This window comes from Mucilaginibacter endophyticus, from assembly GCF_003351025.1.
In the GTDB taxonomy this organism is placed as follows: Bacteria; Bacteroidota; Bacteroidia; order Sphingobacteriales; family Sphingobacteriaceae; genus Mucilaginibacter; species Mucilaginibacter endophyticus.
In genome coordinates this window covers 24,944-49,671 of record NZ_QPCG01000010.1, presented here as the reverse complement: position 1 = coordinate 49,671, position 24,728 = coordinate 24,944, and the positions used below count along the sequence as shown (strand labels likewise).

Genomic DNA, 24,728 nt, shown 5'->3' with positions numbered 1-24,728 from the left:
TAGAAACACGTAGCGGCATTTTCAGTTTAAGTGTGACTAGAAGAGGGGGCGAACGGTTCGCTGCTGGTCTAAGTAATCAGTTTGCTAAGTATACAGATTGCCTGGGTAATCTCTTGTTCTTCCAGGGAAGCAAAGCCGAGTCTGATCGAATTATTATGTCGTGAATGTTTATTGTGGCAGACATTGCCAAGAAGATGCAAGCCATTTTCTGCCGCCTTCTTGATGAGCTTTTTCAATTCACACGAGTGATCAAATTTCACCCATAAGGCCAGTCCCCCCTGAGGTATCTTAAAGGAAACTTTATCCCCAAGATATGTCGTAATCTGTGTTGACATCAAATGACACCTGGATGCGTAGACTTTGTTTACATGCTGTATGTGCCGGTCCAACGCGCCTGACATAATCATTTGTGCGATTACATATTCGCCAAAAACATCCCCTTTCAGGTCGAATAATCTTTTTAACTGTAGTGCACGCTGTGTAAGCCTGGGGGAGCTGACCATAAAGCCCAGCCGTACCGAAGGGCCCAGTAATTTGCTATAGGATCCTACATAGATGATTTTGCCGTTGTGGCAACTTGTAGCAAGCGGTAGTATAGGCCGGTTACTGTGGTGATAATCATAGTCGTAATCATCTTCCAATACCCAAAAATCAAATTTGGACATGAGTTGGAGTAACCCGAGCCTTCTTTCAGAACTCATCGTTACCGTTGTGGGATGGTGGTGATGTGGAGCGAGATAGAGCATTTTTACAGGTTTACTTTGGAGTATTTTTTCAAACTCTTCAATGATCATCCCTTCTTCATCAACGGCTATCCGGTTAATCACTGCTCCGGCGTTCTTAAAAGTTTCATCAGCAAATATATAATTCGGCTCTGTTACCACCACTGTTTCTCCTTTTTCAACAAGAAGAGTGATTGCAAGATAGATCGCCATTTGTCCTCCCCTGGTAATGATGATATTATCCTCTCCTGCATTTAACCCCCTCGTTCCGTTCAGAAATGTAGCGGTGGCAGTTTTTAATGAAGGATGACCGCCCTGGTCTAAAAAGTAAGCAGCCCGGTTGAGCGCAGTGTTGATGAAATGTTTGCGGTATTCTCGATTCATTTCCTGGTAGGGCGTAAGCCGGTAATCGGGAAGTCCGTCATTGATCAACAAGTCATTATCAGCTATCCTGCGTTTTTGGAGTTTGGGAATCTCCTCGTGTTCTGTTAGTGGCGGTTGTTCCAAATCTGTTTTTTCGAACTTATTTTGCGGGTGGAAAGATCTGGGCTTTATCAGAGGAAGATTTGTTTTGACCCGAAAGCCCTGTCTGGGAACCGACTCTATCCATTCTTCGTTCAGTAACTCTTCATAGGCTTTGTTTATTGTCTTCCTGTTCACTCCGATTAGATCGGCAAGCACCCTTGTTGCCGGAAGCAGTGCGCCAGGAACTACTACGCCATCCCTGATGAGCTTCACGATTTGATTGCTAACCTGTTTAGCGATTGTTATTTTGGAGTTACGGTCAGCTACGATAAGATTATTGAATGGTAACATGCTCTTTGCTCATTATCTTCAAATTCCGGTTTATTTACGATATGGTCCAGCCGATGTGTTTTTACTAAACAAAGATCCTGTAATGTGGTCCCATAAAGGCGAACTGACGCCATAACCCTTTTCTGGTTCCTGATAGTGATGGCGCATATGGTGTTGCTTGATTTTCTTAAAAATACCGCTTTTAAAATTAAAGTGATGCATTGCATAGTGGCCAATGTCATAAACCAGATAACCCACCAGGAAAATGGCAAAGAAAAACCGAAAATAGCGGGCCGGTAAGAGGGCCCTGAAGAGCGAGAAAAATCCAAAAGCAAGTGGAATACTTAAAGATGGCGGCATGACCAACCTCAGCCTGTCACTTGGGTAATCGTGATGGACTCCATGTATGATAAAATGAAGTCTTCTGCCAATGGTCCCGGGTAATTCGAAATGGAAGACATAGCGATGCATCACATATTCCACCAGTGTCCATACTATTAAGGCAATAATCAACACGGGAGGGTACTCCCACCAAAGCATGGCTGAAGCCGCGGAACGGTAACAACAGTAAATAATTACCGGCAGAAACAGGTAAATCGGTACAGTAAAATGAACTTTCGAAAGTGCTTCCAAAAGGCCACTTTTAAACATCCTGACAGATTCTTCAGAGTTTGAGATGAATTTTTTTTTAACAGAAGTCATTTTGATCGATGATTAACAGTTTATATTTTTAATTTGATTCAAAAGCGCATCCTGATCGATGATCTAGTATTCCCCGGTGAACCAGAAAGCCAGTCATGGAGATCGAATGGGCGCAAAATTACAGGTACAAGTAACACTTTGAAGGGACCAATTGAACCAGGGCCAGGGGGCCAACAAAAAAATGATTTGCATGAGTTCGCCTGCGATCCAAATCTCTATAATACAATAATTCTGTTTCTTTGATGTGGTCTCAACCAAGTAAAAGTGCGGACACGAAGCGATTTTTACCGGACGGAAACCTGTTTTTTCATTAATACTTTCCTGATGACTCTGGTTGTAGCGCGTAATGAAAAAATATCACTGTCAAATGTTTGAGTCAGCGTATTAGAAATATAACGGCATACAGAGATCAACATTAAATGATTTTACAGTAGTTTTCTGCATGAGTTTCGTGAGCTCATTTAGGCTAATTCTAAATTCATCATGAAGCGGGCAGGGGTTAAGTTTTGAACATTAATCAATTCCTTCTGATGTTTTTTCTTTAATTCCAACACTGGAACCGTGTTCGGTCTAATGAGCGAGAAAAAATGCCACGCGGATAGCACATTCATAGGTCCTGATAAAGACGCCCATAATGCTTTCGAAATCACAGAATTATTGGTGCTATAAAACTTTTTTATTGTCATTTACACTTTAAAATCTGGTTTATTATTACCTTTTATTAACGGTTGGGATGTCTTTGGAAAAATGATTGCAGGCAAGTATAAAGCCTCGGTTCAGGTAGAGGCGGTGAGCCGGGTGAAGAGTGTAACCACTATCCAGGTGGATACTTTTTACCTGCTCTTGTCTGGCTTCGTTCTCGATGAAAGATAGCAAGAAGTTACCGCACCCTTTCTTTCTGTTGTCGGGTGATGTAAAAAGGTCGTCAATATATATGATCTTTCCTGTTCTCAACATCTCGTATTTACGATACCCGGCAAACGCCATCGCTTTTCGGTCGCTTTCTTCAAATGCGTATATGAGTTCATAACTATCGTTTCTGATCATTTTTTCGACATGGTCAGTTACTGTTGCCGGGTTTAAATGTGGTCTGAAATCCAGGATCAGATTTTTACAAACTTCGATATCTGTCCGGGAATTAACTTTTTTGCATAGCATAAATTTGATATTTTATATTGGTAATCATTGAGTTACATTTCGAGTAAAATATGTACTGAAACTTCATGTAACGTTAAAGGCGAAAGCGTTTCGAATGATGGGGCAGAAAATCCTATTGACCGGGCCAGTATAATGTTGGTTGCATTTTGCTTTCTGGCCACTGAATCGTCATTCAACAGGCTGACCGAGGAATTCGTGATGATTGCATTCGTGATAAAACCCCTTTTTCACCATTGAAAGTATCAATACTGTGAACGTATTTAAAACAATGATCAACGTGATCATAACCTTGATCTATGACACGTATCGCTACTTCATATGTGGTAAAATATCGCTATTTTGCACACAAATCAGTTGCCCGGCTTTCATTGTAAAATCCTGATCGTATCCCATGCCATGCAATTCAATTACTCTTTTGGTGATAACACAATTTAACTTTCGGTTTCTTCTGAAGTACAAATACATAAGAACATGATTTATTACAAAATGCATATTTACATGGTCGTAAACGTCAGTAAATATCATATGGTTCGACTTAAGTTATTGTTTTTTAAACGTTTGTGTGTTTTTTTTAAGTTTGCGCCTTCCCTGAGTGCAATAGAAGCGGCTGGCGATATATCCCGTGCGCTGCTTACCGCTTGGACTTTTTCTATATAAACAAATTTTATTATACCTGCATTTGTCTGGATTTTAGGATCGCCGAAAGGATAATTATGATCAGTGCGGTTACCATGATCAGAGCTGCGATTATTGAAAGTGTCATAAATATCGCCCTGATAGTTAGTAATTGTGTTTGCATGCTGAGTGTTTTTGCCAATGCTGAGTTGGCTAACGCACTGGCCTGGCTGGCTGCGAACCCTCGTGTGCTATAAAATTCAAACAGTTTATCGAGTCTTTCGCTGATTGGTCCGTCCAGCACGGTGATCTTACCAAGAAAAGATTCTTTGTATTGTTGGTTAAAATAGAGCTGAAGATTAAAGAATCCAGCGCTGGCATTTAGCAGGGAAATAAAACGGGCATAAGCGCCAATAACTAAGCCAGTATATCCTGCCTTGGGGGTTGCTGTCTTCACTATGAAGATGACCATCGGTATAAACATTATCCCGGAAGCTGCGCCTTGAAGGAAAAATGGAATCATGAGATCCTCAAAGGAAAGGTCGTTTGTCATGACCAGGTATATCCAAATATGATAAATGAAAAGCAAACCAAAACCACTCGCAATATACATCGGTAAATTAGTAAAGCCCCGAACCAAACATATAGTTGAAATAGTTATGCAAATGGTTAGGCCGGCTATGTTTAACAATCCGAGCTGCATGGTTTGTTCCGGGCTCCATGTAAGAATTGTACTGGTATATCCAAACAATAAATTAATACTTTCCTTCATACCGTAATAAGTGCCAAGCAACATTAGTCCAAGCCACATCTTTGGTTTTTTCAATACTGTAACCTGAATCAAAGGGCGCTTAAAAGTTATTTCCCTTGATAAAAACAGAATTAGCCCGAAAATCAAAGCGACTGCGGACATTTTTATCCGGCTGTCAGCGAACCATTCATATTTTGATCCGTAGATCACACAATAAGCCATCGCTATAGCCGATAAAACGAAAAAGACAGCTCCGGCCCAGTCAATTTGCCAAAGCGGATAGGGCCTTCGGTCAGTATAATTTTTAAAAGCAAAGATCACGATCAGTAAAGAGGTCACAAGGAAGAGGATAATGTAATAATACAGGTGCTGAAAATCGCCCGTGAGTGTCACCCTTGAGGCGATCATGCCGATCAGGATGGCATTAGCCAGCACGGTACCGTATAGCAGGACAGAGGGTGTTACCTGACGGTGCGCTGGAGTTAAGTATGCCGTAATGTGCACAAGCATGCATGCAGCCATCCCGCAAACGACTATACCCTGTAAAAAACGAATAATAAAGAACAGGATCAGGTCCTGAACCACCATGCAGGCGGCAGCCAGGAAAATTCCTGATGAAATTACAACAATCAAATAATTTCTGGGTTGGAAATAACGCTGAAACCTAAATTGTATCGGCAGCATGACAAGAATCCCGATATAAGTCATCTGTAGGGCCAAGGTTACATCCTCCGGCTGGGCTCCCAGATAGGATACAACAAAGTTTTGGCTGAGTGCAAACACACCAAATTGAAATACTCCGGAGAGCATAATAAACTGCAGTAATATGCGTGCGACTGCGGGGCGGGCGTGCAGCCAAGGCTTGAGATACACAGGAGGATTCATATATTTTTATTTTTTACAGATACGAGAACATTCATACCCGCTTTCACCGCCGCGATATCCTTGCTGACAAAGCGGATCCTAACAGGAACCCGCTGCACAACTTTTACAAAATTTCCGGTCGAATTATCCGGGGGCAAAAGTGAATACTTGGACCCCGTAGAAGCCGAAATGGCCTCGATCTGTCCGTGATAAATTTTGTCATCTATAGCGTCGACGCTGATTTCGACTGGTTGCCCTACGTACATTTTACTTATTTGGGTCTCTTTAAAGTTTGCTGTAATCCACTTTCTCTGCTCATTTACAATTAATACAAGGGGTTGTCCCGGTTGAATTTGCTGTCCTTCCTGAATGGTTTTTCTCCCCAACTTTCCCGCGTAGGGAGCAGTGATAGCCGTATATCTCATGTTAATACGTGCCAGCTCGAGTAAAGCAGATTTTCGTTTCAAATCAGCGGAGAGCAATGCTCTGTGGGTTTTCAGTTCATTGATCTTAGCATAGTTCGTTCTCAATGAGTTTACCGCAGCACTATATTCACTGCGGGAAACATCAAATCGTGATTGAACTGCGTCAAGGTCAGCCCCAGTTATCGCTTCTTCTCTTATCAGTTTTTTATAACGGTCAATATCTGCCTTCTGTAATGTAAGTCTTGCTTTCGCAGCTTCAATTTGATCAGTGTTTACTTTTGAAGCGGTTTCCTGACTGGCTATACCTGCATTCAAAACAAGCATCTGCGCCCGTACATCTTCAACAACGGCTTCGGCTTCCTTCACTTTTTGGAGGTATTCTCTGTCATCCAGTATCATAAGCGTATCACCGGCCGCAACTATTTGATGCTCTTCAAAGGAGACCGACTTAATATAACCGCCAACCCGCGCTGAAACTGGGTTGATGTAGCATTCTACCTGAGCGTCATTAGTCTCCTGGAAACTGTTTCCCCTCCACAGGTACGCGGCATAGAAATATAGGCTCACCAAAATTACACAGATTGCAAGTCCTGAGAAAACAACTTTAAGCGGGTGTTTGATAGAAGTACCATTCATGATATAGGTATTTAAATAGATTATTCATAGTTTACCTGAAACGTACAGCATCCGGTAATATATTAGTTGAGCATTAGTTTGTGCCAAAACTATGTTGTACCGTGCCTCTTGCAATAGATTATCGGCATCTAAAAGGTCCGTTAGTAAAGCCAGCTGGTTGAGGTACTTGGCGTTTATGATTCTGTAATTGATCTGTGCCTGTTCGATTGATTGCTCTGCAACAATTATTCTGTTTAATTCTTCCTGATATTTGATTACCAGACTCGCGGTTTCCTGCATTACGTCGTCATTAACATTTTGCTGTAGGTACTCTAATTCCTGGTAGCGAATACGCCCTGCCGATACTTTATTTTTATTCTGGTACAATGAAGATATATTATATTGCACTTTGACTCCGATGAAACCAATCGCGTAAGCCTGATCAACCGGGGGGTAGAAAATCGCGTTTGGATAAGTAAGACCATAAGCAGAGAACAGCGAAATCGAAGGCCGGTTGCTACTTCGTAAAGCTTCGACCCTTGCGGCCTGAAAGCGAAGATTTTGAGCGGCTTTGCGCGCCAGGAAAGAATTTGCAGGTGCTGTGGCCGCCAATGAAGACAACTCAGCGGCCTGAGGGCGCACCATGTTGGCCGAATCCGTTGGTTCGATTTTTACATAACCGGGAAAATTAATCAGAACGTTCAGTTTCTGATTGCTGATGGTTAGATCATTTTCTATTTGCTCGAGATTCAGCTTTACTGCGGAAAGGTTCAATTCTGCGCGTAACAAATCACTACGTGTTACTTTTTGGTTATTGAAAAAGGCGGTAATGTTCCTGTAGCGCGTTTCGGCCCTTTTGACTTGATCAATGATCAACCTGCGCTGGTCGCGGAGTCTAACCATGTCCAGGTATTGATTGACGACGCGGAGCCCGATTGCTGCACTTTGTTCCAGTTTGCTTGTTCCCGCAAGATCTTTTCGATGCTGTTGTTCCTGCTCGGCTGCTCTTTGTTTTCCTCCTGAATATATATTGAAAATAGCGGACAATCCTGCATCTGCACCATATTGCGTGGGGCGCTTAGGGATCGAATGGGCACTTCCAAGCCCGCTTTCGAATAAAGTCAGTTTCGTAAAACGCTGATAATCGGAATTTGCAAGTATTGTCGGAAACGCATTCATTTTTGTATCTTTCAGATCTTCTGAAGCAGCGGCCTCTTCGCTTGCGGCTGCTTTTACCAAATTATTTTCCGTTTTTCCCAGTGCGATGGCCTGCTGAAGGGACATTGGTCGGATTTGGGCCGAAGGAACATTCTGTTGTGCATAACTTGGATTTTGCATGCCGAAGAAAAAACTGGTCGAGGTCATTAAAATCCAGCGGATAAGCGATATAGACCTGAGAGCGTTCATAATTGGGTTTGATTTTAAGCTGATCACTATTAATATGGACAGTAAGGAGGGGGCATTTCATTTGATTTTAAGCTCCTTTGATAGACATCACAGTATGATCCTGTCCTTGTCTCTTACTCTGGCCAGTTTATTTTGAAAAACAATCGCCATTTTACCTGCACTTACTTTTGCCTCTTCGGCTTTAGAGCCTTTAAAATGCGTATCTACGGTTATTTGAAATAATTTCAGCCAGCGCTCTAAGTGCCGGGCAGTGATTATGAATTGGTCATATTTTGCAAATGGATTTTCGGTATAGCCCGGTGTACCAAAGAGTACCACCTTCCAGAACGAATTCATCGTGTACAAGTGTGCCTCGGAATCTCCGATCATTGCGAAAAAAACAGGCCCCAGAAGTTTGTCCTGCTTGATGTTATCATAGAAGTTACTTACGAGCAGTTGAATACATATATCGTTGTTGATGTCCGTCATACCAAAGTTTGCGTTTCAAAGTTTAATTGAAAGTGATGAAATAATAAAATAGCCCGTCCAGGCAATAAAAAGAATAATCCAGGTAACAACCCACCACGGTATACTTTGAGGCGTTTCGCTGCCATGGAGCAGAAATGTTTTCTGGTCTCCTTTTCCATAGGCATTAATCATCAGAGGTAGAACGCCTTCGACGATCTCATCTTTTTTCAGGCCTTCCACAGCAATAGCGGGACCATTGCGCACAATAAATGGGATTGTTCTAACGCCCTCTCGGCCAGACACGTCCCTGCTGATGATCCTCAGCGTATGTTTGCCGTCGGTCAATTTTCGCGTGTCCAATTCAAAGGAGACGGGGGCCGGAAATTCTCCAATGGCCTGCGGCTGTTCATCTATGAATAGGGTGACAAAACTTTTATCTTTCATGTCAGCTATTGTTGAAAAATTATGTTCTTGATGTGCGCCCTGTTTCGCTCTGCAGGCCTCAGTAAGTATTTTAAGGATGCGAAAAGAACATACAATGTAATGAGGACCATGATGGCTACTACAAGGTAGTCCCAACTGTTCTCGGGTCCGCGGCCATGTGTAATTTCTGTAAACGGGTTACTTTGTTGTTTTTTACAGGCCTCACAGGCCAGTAAGCATTTGCTGCTCGTCAATTGTAAAGCGATGAATATGTATTTTTTCATTATCTCAGGATGTTAAATTAAAGGTGATTATTTAAGTGCTGATATAACTTTTTTGACTTCCTCCACGCTCACTTGTTTGCTGTCGTTTCCCCAACTGCTTCGCTCGTGATTTATGATCGCCGCAACTTCTTCGGGTTTCAGGTTATTGTTTGTTCCGACTGCAGGCATAGCGCTATAGCCTTCGCTTTCACGACCGTTATAACCTTTCATGATGATCGTAATCTGGACATTGGGATCGGGGTTAAGGACGATCTTGCTTCCTTTAAGTGGTGGGAAGGCACCAACAAGACCTTCACCGTTAGGTTGATGACAGCTAGAACAGTTACTCGAATACAGGGCCTCGCCGTCAAATTGGGACTTTTCAGATAATTTTGCTCCGGTAAGCAGGGAGGCGTTGCTCGCTTGTTTTCCGTATAGGAATACAGGGACAGGGCGGCCGTCCGGCAATTTCACCTGCTGGAGGGATTGCAAATAGGCTACCAGTGCCAGTGCCCTGTGGGATGCGACAATCTTTCCGCTTCCACTTTTGAATTCCTCAGGAACATTGACCAGAGTTTCTTCGGGGAATGGATATTCTTTATTTAGAAATAACCATTCATAGGACGGCATAACTGATTCCTTAACAACGGAACGTGGGTTGTAAAGATGAAGCAGGTGCCAATCCGTACTCGGTTGCCTGCTGCCGATACTAGTCAGGTCCGGGCCGGTGCGTTCCGATCCCATCAGGGTGGCGGTATTACGCCATATGTCAGTCCTGTTTATAACGGCGTAATCTGCGGCGATGCTCGGGCGGTTTCCCCAGACTTTATCCATTTCAAGGTTGCGAACTTGTTGTGTATGACAGGCAACGCAACCTTCTCCTATAAATACAGCTTTTCCTTCAATCTGCAATGGTGTCAAAGGCTTTGCCCCAGGCAAGATATTCACAGATTGCTGGTTGTTCATAGCTGGGAGTATGGCTACAAAAAGCGTCAGTGTTCCAAAGAATCCCAAGGCCAGTATAAATAGCTTTTTATGATTTGAATATATTTCCATAATAATTCATGAATCGTTTATATGGCGGTTGTAATATTTATGCTGTCATCTATTGCATCCAGTACCTTTCGTCTTATTTCGCTTTCAGTTTTCCTCAGAGTCATCGAATACATATTCCAGCAGAAGATCAGGTGGGAAAGCCACATCAGCGTGCCGCCGATTGCCCTCCACAACCAATAAGGAGCCATTAAGGTCACGCTCTCAATGAATGGTCTGCCCGTCTGCCAGGCCATACCCCTTAAGGTTCCACCGATCATTAATGGAATTGTATAAAATAAGAGGCCCAGCAATGCAAGCCAGAAATGCGCTCCAACCCAGTGTTGCGCCGGTTCTTTACCGGTAAGTCTGGGAACAAGGGTGTAAATTGAGGCCCACAGCAAAAAGGCAATGATTCCATACATAGTCAGGTGGGAGTGGGCGGTGGTAAAATCTGTAAAATGCCAGACGAGGTTCGTTTCGCGGAAGGCTTCAGCGGTGCCCTGGGTTGATCCGGTGAAATAAAATAAAATGCCTACTAAATAAAATGGAAGCGTATAACTCCTGCCGATCTTGTTGAAGTTACCGCGCATGGTCATCAAAAAATTCGTGGTTCCGGCAAAAACCGGGATTAGCATACCAACGCTTCCAACGATCGCTATGGTCTGTAGCCACCATGGAATGGAACTGAATAAAAAATGATGAGTTCCTATTAAAGTGTAGAAAAGTATTTGTGCCCAGAAAGCTAGTATCCCGAGGCTGTATGAATAGATCGGAGTGTTGAGTTGTTGGGGAAGGAAATAATATATAAGCCCCAGATTAAATAGCATAAACCACATGCCAACTGCCTGGTGCATGTAATACCCCTGCACGATGGTTTCGCCAAGCCCGTTTTGCCACCAAGGCACATATCCGACAATTGCAATGATGGCAATGAACATCATCGCCGATACGATATACCAGTTTGAAATATAGATCTCTTTTGTGCTGCGGCTTCCAATGGTTTGAAAATAGTTATACAGAGAAAGAAGAATGCCTGCAGTGAAAAGACTCATGACCGGCCAGGTGTATTCTCTGTATTCACCGCCGCCATTATTGATGCCAGCCATTAATGATACTGTACCGCATATGATGGCAGTATTTATTGCAATGAGTGACCAGTAGGCGATTCTCAGGTTGAAGATATGACTGTTGCCGACCTTTGGTACAACATAATAGCCTAATCCAATCATAGCAAGAGAGGACCATCCCCAGAATACCATGTTGGTATGTACTGGTCTCAGACGTCCGAAACTCAGCCAGCTAATATGATCTGCGTCAGGAGACACAAATTTTATTCCTAAATATTCCCCTATAGAAGTTCCGATAATTAGCCATACTGTTGCGCTGGCCAGATACCAGAGAATCAACTTTACAGTCCCGGGGGGCAGTTCGTGGGGTAACAGGGCCTTGCGTTTCGATGACAGGAATCGAGGTGAATGGACTTCCGACACATTATGTAACATACCACGTGTATCTGCAACAGGTTCACGACCTCTCAACTCTGAATCGGCGAGCCGAAAATCAAGTGCTGCTTTTCTCTCTATCAATTTACGATAGAATTCCGGATCAGCAAATGCAGTATTGGTCAGATCTGAAATGTCTTTTTTAATTCTTCTGTACTGCGCTCTTGCAATGATTCTCGATATTTTAATACCGGTCAACCACAAGGCCAGCAATAATGGGATCAGTATGAGCGTAAGCATGATGATCATCCCTGGGCTTTTCATCAGCCCTGCGTCGGCAGGAGTAATTTGAGCATGGGCTTTCGTTGTTGTGATTATTACAATCATCAGGAGGATGAACTTGCTTTTTCCTCCTGTCTTTTTTTGACGAATGTCGTGACGGGCGATCAGATGGTCGATTTCTGCCTGGTCAAGTCCCGTTAATTGCTGTTCGCACCAGTTTTGAAAATCGGGGTCCCGTTCTCTAGTTTCCGAACGTAACCGCGTTACCAGGCGATAAAGCCATAGTGAAAGAAGTAAGAGTATAAATACAACCATACCCATAAGTAGCCCTAATAAAATGGCACTGATTTCGTTGTCAGAATATCCTGAAATCGTATCTGCATGTGTAGCAGGTGTGCTGCCCATGAAAATTACGGTCATCATCTTTGTTTTTGTTCTCATATCTTAACAGTTCATTCGATTTTACATTGATATTCCATTTGCTCGCACATGCCATTAGCTACACTGACTACTGATCTGTTCCGGATAATACCGCTTGATGATACAAAGAGCATCTGAGTATGCTGCGCTTTTTTTCATACACGTGATGCTGATCGGTTTTGTATCGCTTGCGGTGTTTTGCTACTATTGTGCCATTGCTTTAAAATTTTGTATTTCAACGAATTGATGTAAAAGAGAGGATTATGATCATACGATAATTCGGGCTTGCGCTCTAATGCGTGGCCCGCGGCGCGATATAAAGTGGGTTGCCAACCTGAAATGTACCTGAAGGAGGGCGCTGACCGATTTCGAAAATCCGTTGAGCGAACCCGCAGGACCGAAGATAAAAATCTGTCAGCCTTAACCGTTCTGTAGGCGGTTAGCCAGTGGCCCGTAATGGTTTTTTTGTTTTGAAACCGCGATATTAAGCGGCGATATTTTCATAAATACTGGCCAAGGTCTTTTCTACCAGTGCTTTGAGTGTTGGCACCGGCATTGAGTAACATAAGCTTCGCAAAAGAGAATGTAAAGCGAACCTGCTGAAAACAAAGACTTGGAGGTCGTCAAAGTGACACGTAACTGGTATTGCCCTCCCAGTAATTTCTAAATAAATAGCTATGAAAATTAACAACATTGAAACAACGCTCGAAGCAATCCGAACATTGGGAGCAGCTCATCTGGTCCATAATTCCCTGAATAAAGAAGTCGCAGGCACAGAGGCGACTGGAAATCATTCTGCTGAAGCAATCCAAATCCTCGGTCATGAACTCAAAACGCCGCTCTCCCTGATCAAGATATATCTTCAAATGGCTCAGCGTTTATCCAACGGAAATTCTGACCAGGTTAGTGGTATCCTAGAGAAGGCAAATGTACAGGTCGATGCGATCAGTAGAATGACCGATGATTTTGTGCAAAAATTCCGTTGTCCACAATCCGGGAGGTCGCTTACATTTCATCAGTTTGATTTGGTCGACTTGATCCGGGAACTATTGCTGGAAGCCGATCAGCTTTATCCGGAATTCGTTATCGAATTTAACGGGAGCGAGAGCGTGGTGGTGAAGGCCGAGCGGCACCGGATCAAACAAGTATTGAATAATCTTCTCAGCAACGCTGTTAAATATTCCGGAGGACTAAAGGATATCAGCATATATTGTATTCGCAGTTCAGAGGATGTGATCGTCGCTGTCAGGGATTTTGGAATCGGGATCGAACCATCGTTATGTGAACGGATATTTCAGAAGGCTTTCCGCCCCGATACTTTAGCTGTTCAGAATATTGAAGGAAGCGGCCTTGGCTTATTTATCGTTAAGGAAATTATCGACGAACATGGGGGCAGGGTCGGTGTTTCAAGTGTCGTTGGAGAAGGATCCCATTTCTTTTTTAGCCTGCCGGTGATATACTGAACCTGGAAATTATGGAAAAAAATACAATTAGTTTTGGTCAACATTGATTTTAAAACGATAACCCGATAGGCTAAGCATCAAACATGATCATTCATGAAGCGGACTTTTTAGGGCTGGTGTTTTTCAGTACGAAAGATCATTCGGAGCGACTTGTCTTTAGAGATATACGCTGTCACCCAGTCATACAAGGTGATGAACTTATTCCGGAAACTCACCAAAGAAAGAAGGTGTATGAACAGCCATATGATTAAACCTAAAGGTCCGCTAATGTGTACACGAAGTTTGAAAAGATCAGCCATGGCCTTCGTTCTCCCGATAATGGCCATGTCCCCTTTATCGAAATATTTAAATGGTTGTAATGATTCGTTACGGACAAGGGCGCTGAGATTCGCGGCAAGTTTTTTTCCCATCTGGATTGCCGGCTGGGCAATCTGGGGATGCCCCTTAGGATAATCGGGGTCGTTACTGATCAGAGCGACATGGCCAATAGCAAAGATGTCGGTCAGTCCTGCTACCCTCGCCATCCTGTCAGTGCACATACGTTTACTAACCCCAAACTCGTGACTGGAATGCCATCGAATGTATTCGCAGTTATCCCGGCTGTCCAGATCAACGTCATGGCCCTGATCGATCTATTATCGCTCAGCTTGACCGTATCACCATCAAAATCTTTTACGGTCGTATCCAGGATGACCCGTACGCCACGATTGGTCAGGAAGAGATAAGCTTCCTCGTGTGTTTTTTTGCCCATCGGCATTAATAGGCTTGGGGCGCCTTCCACAATATAAATATCCATGACCTCGTGTTTCAGTTCAGGATAATCCCGCGGCAGAATGTGTTCCTCATTTCTGCCAGCATCCCTGCAACTTCGACTCCGGTAGGCCCTCCGCCTGCTATTACGGTGGTTAGTAGTTTCCTTCGTTCGGCGGGGTCCGTATTTATCACAGCTTTCTCCATTCTATCAAGCATTATATTACGCATGCGTAGCGCATCGTCGATGGTTTTCATCGGGACCGCGTGATCAAGGAAATGCTCGTTCCCGTAAAAGTTTACCTTGCTTCCTGCTGCAAAAACCAGGAAATCATAATTTATTAGCCCGTTATTGAGATATAACAAATGTAGGTCAGTGTCGACGCTCATAACCTCGGCATACCGAAAGTGCACCCTGCTCCTACGAAATAATTTGCGAAAAGGCGCACTGATGCTGGATGGGTCTAAAAATGAAGTTGCAACCTGATAAAGCAGGGGGGGGAATAATTGTAATTGTTCTTATCTATTAGCGTAATGCGGAATTTCTTATCGTTAATAAGATGTTGAGCAAGGTTAAGTCCTGCAAATCCACCACCAACGATCACCAGGTGCTTTTGAGGTGTACAATTTTTCATATCTAATTATAATCGGTTTGCATTGGGGATTAATGATAACAGCATCCGACGCTGACTACTATTTCGGCGCCGGAAATCCGCGTCGGTATGACGATCTGAGCCTTTATTTAAGTATACTGTCACTGGTTTTCACGATATTATCCAAGCTCCACCTGAAATCTGTAAAAGCTGAAAGCAATAATGCTCCTGCACATACAGATGGGACAGAATAGTTGAACACGGCTTTCATTCCCACCGAAAAAATCATGCAACATATGAAAGTCAAAGTGAGGAGAAAGGCCCCGGCCGCACTGGCCCTAGTTTGATAGCCGAGCACCAGGAGCGCCCCGATCAGTGCTTCGGCAATGGTAGCAATAAGACCCAAAAAACTGGTCAGTCCCTGCGAGGCCCAGGGGATAAGGACATGGGTATAATTAAGGAAGTTTTGCCAGTTTCCCCAATTGATATTATGACTCCCCGGTCCGCCTAGCCATCCAATCCTATCAAGAACGGCAGAAAGAAAGCCGATACCAATCGACAGACGGAGCAAAATTTGAGCGTAATCTTTTTGTTTCATAAAATGATATTTAATAATTAAATGTTTAGATAAAAGTTCGAATTAGCGGAACTCAAAATTCAGGTATTTCGGGATATGAGGCTGTAACGGCATCCTCAGCATCAGCAGGCGGATAGATCAGTTGGGTGTTGATGAATGTTTTTACTTTGCTCGCGTCGCTACCCGTCAGTTCAAGAGCCCGTTCCCAGCCTCTTGTAAAAAGCGCTTCGCCGTGTCCGAGATCAAGGCAAGTAACGTAACCTTCCTGGATATATTTCTCCAAAGGCATTCCGAACATGTCGTTCACTGCATTGTGCCCAGCCCATCGACCCTGGAAGTTGCTGTACTGAAATGCCATTGGAGCTGTTAATCCGTTATCAACTGTCACGTTTGCTGCGTCTCCGGCGACAATTACGTTGGTATATCCAGGCAATTTTAAAAATTGATCAACCTTCAACCGACCGTACATATCCCGTTCCCCATAAAAATACTCTGTCAACCGGCTTGCCTGCATCCCTGCGGTCCATATGACCGTTTGTGTCGGGATGCTCATTCCATTACTGAGGTGAACTTTTCGCGGCTCAATCGACGATACGGCCGTTCCGGTGATAACTTCAATGTTTTTAAAGGAAATAATGCCCTGGATATACTTTCGTGCTTCTATAGAATATTCGCTTGCTATAGAAGCCTTCCTTTCGATGACAATCGCTTTAAAAGATGGTAACGCATCTAAATAGTAATGACTGATATGCTCCGCTTTTCCTATAATGCCGGTTACAGCTTCTATACCTGTGAGCCCTCCACCGACAATAACAAAGTTTTCCGAGCCATCTGCCCGGAACCCATTACCAGCGAGATCTATCATGTGGTTCTCCAGTTTCTTCGCGGCTGCAAAAGTATCTATGTTGTATGTGAGTTCCATACCTGGGATGTCGAACGATTGAAGGGTGCTTCCTGCTGCCAATACAAGATAATCGTAATTCAATACCAGTTTTTCCTTTAGAGAGGTTATATACAAAAAATGGGAAGCAGGGTCAATAAGATTGACATAACCGGTAATACGTCTTATACCCAGCGGCTTTGTATAATGTGCGAGTTCGATTCTCAGCCCTTCCAGTGAAGCCTCATAAAGGCGAGGCCTAATCGTTAAATATTCGTCCGGATTGATCATTGAAATCTCCAGTTCATCCTGTTTTTGGAGTGCCCTGCTCTGCCTTACGGCACTCAGAGCACTCCAAAACCCTGCAAAACCAGCACCGATGACGACAAGTTTTTTTTTCATAGTTCCATAAGTTCTCAAGCTTGTATGACTCCGCTAAAGTTGGTTGACAACATAAACAATAGAAGTGCCATGCTGGAATTTATTGTGCGCCAGATTTTTATCTAAAGGTCGTCCGGACTAGCAATGGCGTTATATCGCGGGGATTACTCTCTGTGACGATTGGTCGCAGCCGCATGGAAATGGTATGTGGAAATGGGAGGAAAAAGAAAGTAATAAAATGGCGTTATATTCAGTCTTGGGCGTGCGATGTTACCTGGGTAGGATCCCGGTTTCCAGCATTGAGAACTCATGGCTATTTATTTTGAATACAATAGAAATCAAAGCCCCCCCTTCATTTTTCCATTCAAAGGTCCCGTTGATCTGTCGGGCAAGGGCTTTCATCATTTCAAGTCCAAGTGACGGTGGATCATTTTTCATTATATCCCTGAATCCTGGCCCATTATCAGCGATAACCAGTTTAACAAGCCGCGGCTGCAGGTATTTGGCAATGATCTTTATTTCACCACCAGACTCACTAAACGCATACTTTATCGAATTTGTGATCGCTTCATTCATGATTAGACCAATCGGTACCGCCTGGCCAGTATCGAGGTCAATCACATCCAATTCCTGGGTGATTTTAACCTTGCGGAGCTTGGGCATGTAGACTCCGGAAAGATAGCCGATGAGATCCTGAACATATTCCGACAGGCGTATCGTCGAGATTCCCGATTTTTTGTAAAGTTTTTGATGAATAATTGAGATCGACTGTATCTGATCCTGAACATTACGAATCGCCCTTATTGCTTCCGGGTTCTTTGAATGGGAAGATTGGCTATAGAGCAGACTAATGACAATTTGGAGATTATTTTTTACGCGATGGTGGACCTCTCTTAGCAACAACTCCTTTTCGACAAGGAGCGAATCTTTTTCTTCGATCAATGTTTCCTTGTCGGTCAGAAGAGCAGAAAGCTGATGGTTTTGTTCATTAATTTGGGCCTGCTTGCTGCGTAACGCAACGTTTGCTTTTTTCTTCTGGTTATAGGCATAATATAAAGTACAGGTCAGAATAAGGAACAGAAGTGAGCCGATCAATGAGCTGTAGAGTTGCGTTGATCGCCGCCGCAGCCGTTCTTTCTGCATTAGCGATTCATTATGGAGACCCTGGATCGTTTTATCCTTAGCCAGAGACCGATACCTGGCCTCAAGTTCCCGAATGTGCTTCGTTGCCGCTGCATTGTTGATAGAGTCATTGATTCGCGTAATTTGCCTGTATCTTCGGAGCGCAGCCATCAGATTTCCGCTGATGGAATCCCGGGTGTAACTATAATCCAGCATACGCCTTTTGATCAGAATCGATTGACCGGTTTTCGGCAAAGATTCCAGTTGCCTCAGGGAATTCAGAAAATCATCCCATTTTCCAGCCTTTATAAAATATCTTAAAAGGGGGTCTGAGATGGCAATGTAATTGTCAATCTTATAGTACTCAGTCTGATTACCAATGTCAGCCAGGACTTTATGAGCCACATTTCGGAACGGGCCGATGAGCGCAGCGGCTTTCTGTAGTTGCCCTCCCTGTGTATAAAGCTGTAATTTTGCTGAGAGTATCAACATTTCGTCATACGGGGATTTCTTCGGAAACCGGTCATCATTGTTTTCGAAGAAAGTAATTCCTTCATGAAAACGATGTAATTTACTGTAACATAAGCCAGCGCCCCTCACAGACAAATAATAATAATCTTTTGCACCCGCCTTTATGGCATATTCCATACACCTCACATACGCCTCAAGCGCGTTCTGGTTTTGCATGTCGTTGTAGTACGCTCCGGCGAGATTAAAATAAAAACGTGCTCCTTCAAGCGGTTTTCCCGTCGGATCGTTGTCAAAACTATTTGCAGTTTCAATTCTTGCGATCAACCCTTTTTTAATATCGTTTTTCCGATAAAGTATTTCGCCAAGTATGTAGTAACCGTAATAGATTTTCGAATATTTTAGCAATTTATATTGCTCAATAGCCGACTCTATTGCTTTCTCAGCCGCGTCCAGTTTGCCAGCGCGCAGGTATGCATCGGCAACCTGTCCAAGAATGTCAGCCGCTTTTTGTTTTTCATTGAGGCTACTCAGAATGCCGTAAGCATTGAGATAAGCCTTTGCCCTGAAGTCCGAATGTTCTGTATCCACGTACCATATCCAGTTACCGTATAATTCCCAAATCTCAGCAGCTTTTCTTTTGTTCCCTGAATTTTCATAATACCTGGCAGCTTGCGTGAATAGCCGGTTCGCCTTTTCAAAATCGTGAAGTGTCGCAGTGAGGCATGCATTAGCAAGAACGCATTCATAAACGTAATAAGTCAGGTGCAGGTCTTCACTGAGCTTTGCAGCTTTATTGATATAGAAAGCTGTGCTGTCCATATCAATCTTATCATCACCCGGTTTATCCAGATAATATCTCCCCAGTTTCAATAGTGTGACGATCCGGTTACTGTCGACACCAGAGCTTTTCAGATTCTGCAATAACCGGTCGCGGTTTTGCGCTGATGTGCTGAGCCAGATTGCTGCCAATGCAAGGCAAATCAGTAATTTCCCAATAGTGATGCGCATTCCGTCTCTCTCTTTGATCTATCGTTTGTTTTGTTAAAAAGCCGCCATCAGATACACCTGCAAATTTCTCAACGTATTCCCAGCCGCTTCATCTTAGAATGGAGTGTGGTCGGCGGCAGCCCCATGATTTCGGCAGCACCTTTGGCGCCGCGGATTCGCCCGTGGCAATTTTCGAGCACTGCAAGAATATAATCTCTTTCATTTTCATCAATAGTCTTCAACACAGGGCGTGATGTCGGCCCGGGTGCCGTTGGTTTCACCTGTTGAGGTAGTTCTGCATCTGTGATGAGCATCCCTCTGGTTAAAAGTACGGAGCGCTCAATAAAGTGTTCCAACTCCCTTACATTTCCAGGCCAGGGATAAGTGGACATCCGGTCCATCAATTCTTTAGAAACCCCACTGATCGCTTTTTTATATTTTTTAGCATATCTGTCAACGAAATATTCGGTTAATGCTACAATATCTCCGGGCCGGTCACGAAGGGGCGGAATTGTAATCGGGAACACGAACAGCCGGTAGTAAAGATCTAGCCTGAAATGGCCCGCCTCCATCTCTGCTTCCAATTTACGGTTAGTTGCTGCGATGATTCTGACATCGATCTTGATCGGCGACCTACCGCCAATCCTGTCGATCTCCTGCTCCTGGAGCACCCTCAGTAATTTCACTTGGATATCCATCGAGAGTTCACCGATTTCGTCTAGAAAAATAGTTCCACCGTCTGCTATTTCAAATTTACCTAAGCGCCGCTCAACAGCACCGGTGAACGCTCCTTTCTCGTGGCCGAAAAGTTCTGTTTCAACTAGGTTCACGGGTAAAGAGGCGCAATTTACCACGGTCAACGGGCGGTCCCTACGGTTCGATCTTTGATGAATGCTTCGGGCGATCCGTTCCTTCCCTGTGCCACTTTCGCCCAGGATCAGAACAGAAGTATCCAGGGGAGCAACAATCTCGATTTTGTCCAAAACCGATAACATTTCTGGGCTTTGGCCGACCATGCCGTCAAAATTCATTGTTGTAATTGTCTGTAATTTCATGCTTAGCGCCTGATGGCCTTTACCATGGACAGTATCAGTAAATAAGTTCGCCATTGTTGCCTGGGTACGGGTTAAGAGTACTGCATGCTGTATGGTATAAATGTTAGGTCTCCGATTGTAAAACTCCAGTCGGGTGACAACTGGCTCCCCGGTATCCATGGGAAAAAAGAATGCTGATTGTATATTATATATATCGGAGATCAACTGGCTTCTTGTATTCCCCCGGAGCAAATTGGAAAATTCCGCTTCTTTGAATATTCGAGGTTTTTTATAGGTATTATGGCTATTTAAATCATTTTGAATCTCATTTGACGTATACCCTGTTATGTTTCTAAAGCCTCCGTCTTCAATATATTGATATTCCTCAAAACCTATTCTTAGTAACCCTGCATAATCTTCGCCGGAAGTAGCTGTGTTGATTTTTACGATATTGAGGTAGTCAAAGGGAACGTGGTGCTGTATGGCTTCGGCAATCTTTATTAGCAAAGCCTTGAGATCGCCAGATTCATCTGTAATGTTCTTCAATTTGATATCCAGTTCCTGCTCATTTTTATATCTGGAATCCATCATGTGCTCATGCCTGTAAAATGCGACGTCCAATGTCGTCAACAGGTCATATTCCCGGAAAGGCTTGACGATGAAACCCAGTGGCAAGGTTTCTTTGGCCTGTTCGAGTAATTTTCCTTCAAAGTTTGCTGTCAGGAAGACGAAAGGTAGATTTTTGGACGTGAGCGACCTTGCGAGATCTATTCCGTTAAGATCTCCTTTCAGCTGGATATCGATTAATACGAGATCAGGATGATACTCCTCGATCAATGCAAAGGCTTCTTCAACGTTATCTGCGATCCCGCTAACTTTGAAGCCTGAATTCCATAATACCGATTTGATATGTTGTGAAACGAGTGATTCGTCCTCCACGATCAGTATTTTTTTCATAATAGATGCCGGTGTTTATTTACGTAAGTCTCATGTTATTTTTCAGTTACACTTTCCTGTTGCCCGGTGATCCGAAACAGCAATTACGTAAAAAACTGAATGAAATAGTCTTGTTTTACGCTTGTGATTAGTACTTTAAATTTTCTTATTCCTCAAGATAGATACACCTAAATTCGGGATAAATCCCCGACTTTTCAAACACATTTTAATTTGGAAAAATAATTCTGAATTGATTAAAATATGGCATGGCTGGTATCGTGTCTTGCAGACGATATGCAGTCGGATGAAATTGCCTGAGAGACGATATTTCGGCTGTTACGGAATCCAAACGTTCATATAAGACCTTTTTAAATGTGGCACACCTTTAGAGTCGCTCTAACGGGAATTGTATATAACCTGTTTATTAAAATTATCATAATTATGTCAGGAGCTTTAAATTTTTCGCAGGAGATTGAAGATGTATCATGGCTTGCCGAATCAACAGAACGACTGGACTCCTTGTCCAGCTTCAGTAGAATTCTCGCTACAATTCAAACCGCGCCTGAACTATTTGGAATGCTGAAAAGCCTCATCTCGCCAGTTTTGGGAACTAAAGAATTTTGTATTTATGCGATATCACGGGAGACAGCATCATTTAGAAACATATTTCTTGAACAGGATCAGCTCATGGGAATGGTGCCTGTTTGTTTCAGGCCGGAAATTCCCTTCAATCATATCGGTGGATTTGAGGAACAATTCAGGAATGGGATTACCTCGGAGCTGCCAATTGATATTGATCGTTTGGTATCAACTTTGGCTATTGATCTTTTTGTAGAAAAATTATATTTCAAGGATTCGTTTTTACATCAAATTATCGGTTTGCGGCTGGGTAAGCAGCTAATCGGCATTTGTCTGTTTATTTTTGAAGGAAAAAGGGTGCCTGTTTCTTTCAGGACCCCATCTATGCAATTTTTTTGCGACCAGGTTAGTCAAACCGTAAATCGAATAATAGTCAATAATACAATCAGTAAACAACAGGAAGAGCGTGATCTCCTATTGTCCCTTAGTATTGCTATTGCCAAGGTGCGGAACCAGGAACAGTTGCAGCTGACCTTAAGCCAGCATCTGAAAAAGTACCTTGGTTTCAGTCATACGGCGATTGCTTTATATGATGAGTCGAGAAAGTCTTACAATCTTTTTTCGCTGGATCCGCATTCAAAATCCAAAGACCATCCGGAATATCCGAAATTAAAAACGAAAAACTTCGAATTAAATGACGCTTTTACCAGGAAAATGAGTGCGACGCCATATACCGTTAGTTTTAATCTGGAGGACTACGCGTCGGAAGATTTGCCAGTCTACCTGCGGGTCAACAAGGAATGTGGAATCAAAGTATTGTGGGGGCATGGCTTTCGAACTGAAGAAAAAACACTGGGTATTCTTGTTTTCTTTTTCGACAAAGCGACGCAGTTAAACAACGATACGATGGCGTTACTAACGGGTATCGGTCATCAGATCTCGGTAGCTGTATCCAATATTCTTGCGTTGCAGCAAGTCAATAAATTACTTTGGCTAAAATCGACCATGTTATCTTTCGGAATTGAGTTAAGAATGACTAAAGATATCCGGTTACTGTCCCAGATTATCAAAAAACAAATTCAGGAGTTGTTGCAGGTCCGAGAGTTTGCCATAACGGTTATTTCGGAGGATCGGTCTTCCTGTCGACTTTTTTTCTACGACCATGCGCATGAATTCGTAAAAAATCAGGCATTCCGTTCTAATGGTGCGAATGAGATTTCCCTGGATCACGAGCTCTTCAGGGAAATCATGAAAAGTCCTACCCCGTTGAGATTTCCTGCTAATAGTCTTGAAAATTCTGTTTTTCAGGACCTGCTCACGCCGACAGACGATGATGTGCTTGTCGGAGCAAAGATCACGATAGGCGATGAAGCGGTTGGTATTTTACTGATGACCTGCGAAGGAATGCGCGCAATCAGTGCTGAACGACAAATATTCGACAGTTTTTGTTCTCAATTAGGCATCATCATCACCAACATAACGGCGCATCAAAAGCTCGAAAACCAACTTAAGGAAACGGATCGCTACAGGCAGCGTTTGGAAGTAGAAAAAACCTATCTTTTTGAAGAGATCAGTACACTTCTCAATAATTCTGAGATCGTCGGAACGAGTAAATCCCTCCGTAGTGTATACCATTTGGTTTCACAAGTGGCAAGGTCGAACAGTACTGTGTTGATCCTTGGAGAAACCGGAACGGGAAAGGAATTGTTTGCCCGGGCTATACACAATAATTCTCCACGAAAGAATAAACTGATGATCAAGGTTAATTGTGCCGCAATTCCACCGAATCTAATCGAAAGTGAACTTTTTGGTCATGAGAAAGGAAGTTTTACAGGAGCGACAGAAAGGCGGATCGGTAAGTTCGAACTCGCTCATGGCGGTACGCTTTTTCTGGATGAGGTAGGTGAAATGCCGCTGGATCTTCAGGTAAAACTTCTGCGGGCTCTGCAGGAAAAAGAGATCGAGCGGGTAGGCGGGAAAACAACCATAGCCGTAGATGTCCGGATTATTGCAGCAACGAACAGGGACTTGGAAGAGGAAATGTCTGCCGGGCGTTTCAGAAAGGATTTGTATTATCGTTTGAATATATTTCCGATCAGCCTCCCTCCTTTACGTGAAAGGCGCGATGATATAGAGGTGCTGGTCAATCATTTCATCGAAAAGTATAGTAAAAGATGCGGTAAAAATATTCAGGGAATAGGACCAAATGCTCTTTTAGACCTGAAAAGGTATCATTGGCCTGGAAACATTCGCGAGCTCGAGCATATGATCGAACGAAGTATTTTACTGGCAAACACGAATATCATCAAACAGGTTCCTCTGCCGCTTATGAAAGTAGAGCAAGTATTTGTACCTGGAAAAGAAGAACAGGTAATACTAAGAACTATCGATGAGCACGAGCGCCAGCACATCCTCAATATATTAAACCATTGCGGCGGAAGGATTGCCGGCATCGGAAACGCTGCAGAGATTCTTGGCGTCCCCCCCACGACTCTGAATTCCAAAATGAGGCGGTTAGGCATTAAAAGAGGTCATACCTTATAACTAATAGGAACTCAGCACCGTCAGGAAATATACCTTACCCATCCT

At 43.3% G+C, this 24,728-nt stretch carries 20 protein-coding genes; 2 read left to right on the top strand and 18 right to left on the bottom strand.

What is annotated here, in order from left to right; translation table 11 throughout:
• Window positions 1–68: 68 nt before the first annotated feature.
• The 10 genes from DUL71_RS28410 to DUL71_RS28345 all read right to left on the bottom strand — a co-directional run bounded on the left by DUL71_RS28410 (window position 69) and on the right by DUL71_RS28345 (window position 12,387).
• Window positions 69–1,538, bottom strand: coding sequence for an aminotransferase-like domain-containing protein (locus DUL71_RS28410; RefSeq protein WP_114941203.1), 1,470 nt, complete (start codon window positions 1,536–1,538; stop codon window positions 69–71).
• A 30-nt stretch (window positions 1,539–1,568) separates the two neighbouring features.
• Complete coding sequence (locus DUL71_RS28405) at window positions 1,569–2,219, bottom strand: sterol desaturase family protein (protein WP_208645674.1); 651 nt, start codon at window positions 2,217–2,219, stop codon at window positions 1,569–1,571.
• Between the two features lie 711 nt (window positions 2,220–2,930).
• Window positions 2,931–3,377: a GNAT family N-acetyltransferase gene (locus DUL71_RS28390; protein ID WP_114941200.1), complete on the bottom strand. Its 447-nt coding sequence runs from the start codon at window positions 3,375–3,377 to the stop codon at window positions 2,931–2,933.
• 667 nt (window positions 3,378–4,044) lie between these two features.
• The gene (locus DUL71_RS28380) at window positions 4,045–5,628 is read right to left on the bottom strand and encodes an MFS transporter (protein WP_114941198.1); all 1,584 of its coding nucleotides are present in this window, start codon (window positions 5,626–5,628) and stop codon (window positions 4,045–4,047) included.
• Complete coding sequence (locus tag DUL71_RS28375; protein ID WP_114941197.1) at window positions 5,625–6,668, bottom strand: HlyD family secretion protein; 1,044 nt, start codon at window positions 6,666–6,668, stop codon at window positions 5,625–5,627. Before DUL71_RS28375 ends, DUL71_RS28380 begins: the two co-directional genes overlap by 4 nt.
• 24 nt (window positions 6,669–6,692) lie before the next feature.
• On the bottom strand, window positions 6,693–8,054 hold the full coding sequence (locus DUL71_RS28370) for a TolC family protein (protein ID WP_114941196.1): 1,362 nt from the start codon (window positions 8,052–8,054) through the stop codon (window positions 6,693–6,695).
• An 87-nt stretch (window positions 8,055–8,141) separates the two neighbouring features.
• Window positions 8,142–8,522 carry a group III truncated hemoglobin gene (locus tag DUL71_RS28365; RefSeq protein ID WP_114941195.1) on the bottom strand — a complete coding sequence of 127 codons (381 nt, stop codon included), beginning with the start codon at window positions 8,520–8,522 and terminating at the stop codon, window positions 8,142–8,144.
• A gap of 15 nt (window positions 8,523–8,537) precedes the next feature.
• On the bottom strand, window positions 8,538–8,945 hold the full coding sequence (locus DUL71_RS28360; protein WP_114941194.1) for a cytochrome C: 408 nt from the start codon (window positions 8,943–8,945) through the stop codon (window positions 8,538–8,540).
• A gap of 290 nt (window positions 8,946–9,235) precedes the next feature.
• Window positions 9,236–10,243 (bottom strand): cytochrome c, encoded by a 1,008-nt coding sequence (locus tag DUL71_RS28350; RefSeq protein WP_114941192.1) that lies wholly within the window; start codon window positions 10,241–10,243, stop codon window positions 9,236–9,238.
• A 17-nt stretch (window positions 10,244–10,260) separates the two neighbouring features.
• On the bottom strand, window positions 10,261–12,387 hold the full coding sequence (locus DUL71_RS28345) for a cbb3-type cytochrome c oxidase subunit I (protein ID WP_244228860.1): 2,127 nt from the start codon (window positions 12,385–12,387) through the stop codon (window positions 10,261–10,263).
• Between the two features lie 656 nt (window positions 12,388–13,043).
• Here DUL71_RS28345 and DUL71_RS28340 point away from each other — a divergent pair.
• The gene (locus DUL71_RS28340; protein ID WP_114941191.1) at window positions 13,044–13,829 is read left to right on the top strand and encodes a sensor histidine kinase; all 786 of its coding nucleotides are present in this window, start codon (window positions 13,044–13,046) and stop codon (window positions 13,827–13,829) included.
• Between the two features lie 107 nt (window positions 13,830–13,936).
• Here DUL71_RS28340 and DUL71_RS32455 read toward each other — a convergent pair whose 3' ends face one another.
• The 8 genes from DUL71_RS32455 to DUL71_RS28315 all read right to left on the bottom strand — a co-directional run bounded on the left by DUL71_RS32455 (window position 13,937) and on the right by DUL71_RS28315 (window position 21,581).
• Window positions 13,937–14,368, bottom strand: a complete 432-nt coding sequence (locus DUL71_RS32455; RefSeq protein WP_208645673.1) for an NAD(P)/FAD-dependent oxidoreductase — start codon at window positions 14,366–14,368, stop codon at window positions 13,937–13,939.
• A complete protein-coding gene (locus DUL71_RS32715; protein ID WP_208645672.1) occupies window positions 14,341–14,625 on the bottom strand; it encodes an FAD-dependent oxidoreductase in 285 nt (94 codons plus the stop codon). Before DUL71_RS32715 ends, DUL71_RS32455 begins: the two co-directional genes overlap by 28 nt.
• An 11-nt stretch (window positions 14,626–14,636) precedes the next feature.
• Window positions 14,637–15,032: an FAD-dependent oxidoreductase gene (locus tag DUL71_RS32585; RefSeq protein WP_341867753.1), complete on the bottom strand. Its 396-nt coding sequence runs from the start codon at window positions 15,030–15,032 to the stop codon at window positions 14,637–14,639.
• Window positions 15,033–15,043: 11 nt separating this feature from the next.
• Window positions 15,044–15,214, bottom strand: coding sequence for an NAD(P)-binding protein (locus tag DUL71_RS32735; RefSeq protein WP_208645671.1), 171 nt, complete (start codon window positions 15,212–15,214; stop codon window positions 15,044–15,046).
• A 103-nt stretch (window positions 15,215–15,317) separates the two neighbouring features.
• Window positions 15,318–15,770: a DoxX family protein gene (locus tag DUL71_RS28330; protein ID WP_114941190.1), complete on the bottom strand. Its 453-nt coding sequence runs from the start codon at window positions 15,768–15,770 to the stop codon at window positions 15,318–15,320.
• Window positions 15,771–15,822: 52 nt separating this feature from the next.
• Entirely contained in the window at window positions 15,823–17,031 is a 1,209-nt protein-coding gene (locus tag DUL71_RS28325) for an NAD(P)/FAD-dependent oxidoreductase (RefSeq protein WP_114941189.1), read from the bottom strand.
• A 249-nt stretch (window positions 17,032–17,280) separates the two neighbouring features.
• Window positions 17,281–19,611 carry a sensor histidine kinase gene (locus tag DUL71_RS28320; protein ID WP_114941188.1) on the bottom strand — a complete coding sequence of 777 codons (2,331 nt, stop codon included), beginning with the start codon at window positions 19,609–19,611 and terminating at the stop codon, window positions 17,281–17,283.
• 68 nt (window positions 19,612–19,679) lie between these two features.
• Window positions 19,680–21,581 carry a sigma 54-interacting transcriptional regulator gene (locus DUL71_RS28315; protein WP_114941187.1) on the bottom strand — a complete coding sequence of 634 codons (1,902 nt, stop codon included), beginning with the start codon at window positions 21,579–21,581 and terminating at the stop codon, window positions 19,680–19,682.
• A 420-nt stretch (window positions 21,582–22,001) separates the two neighbouring features.
• Between DUL71_RS28315 and DUL71_RS32435 the strand changes: the two genes are divergently transcribed.
• Complete coding sequence (locus tag DUL71_RS32435) at window positions 22,002–24,683, top strand: sigma 54-interacting transcriptional regulator (RefSeq protein ID WP_208645670.1); 2,682 nt, start codon at window positions 22,002–22,004, stop codon at window positions 24,681–24,683.
• Window positions 24,684–24,728 lie beyond the last annotated feature (45 nt).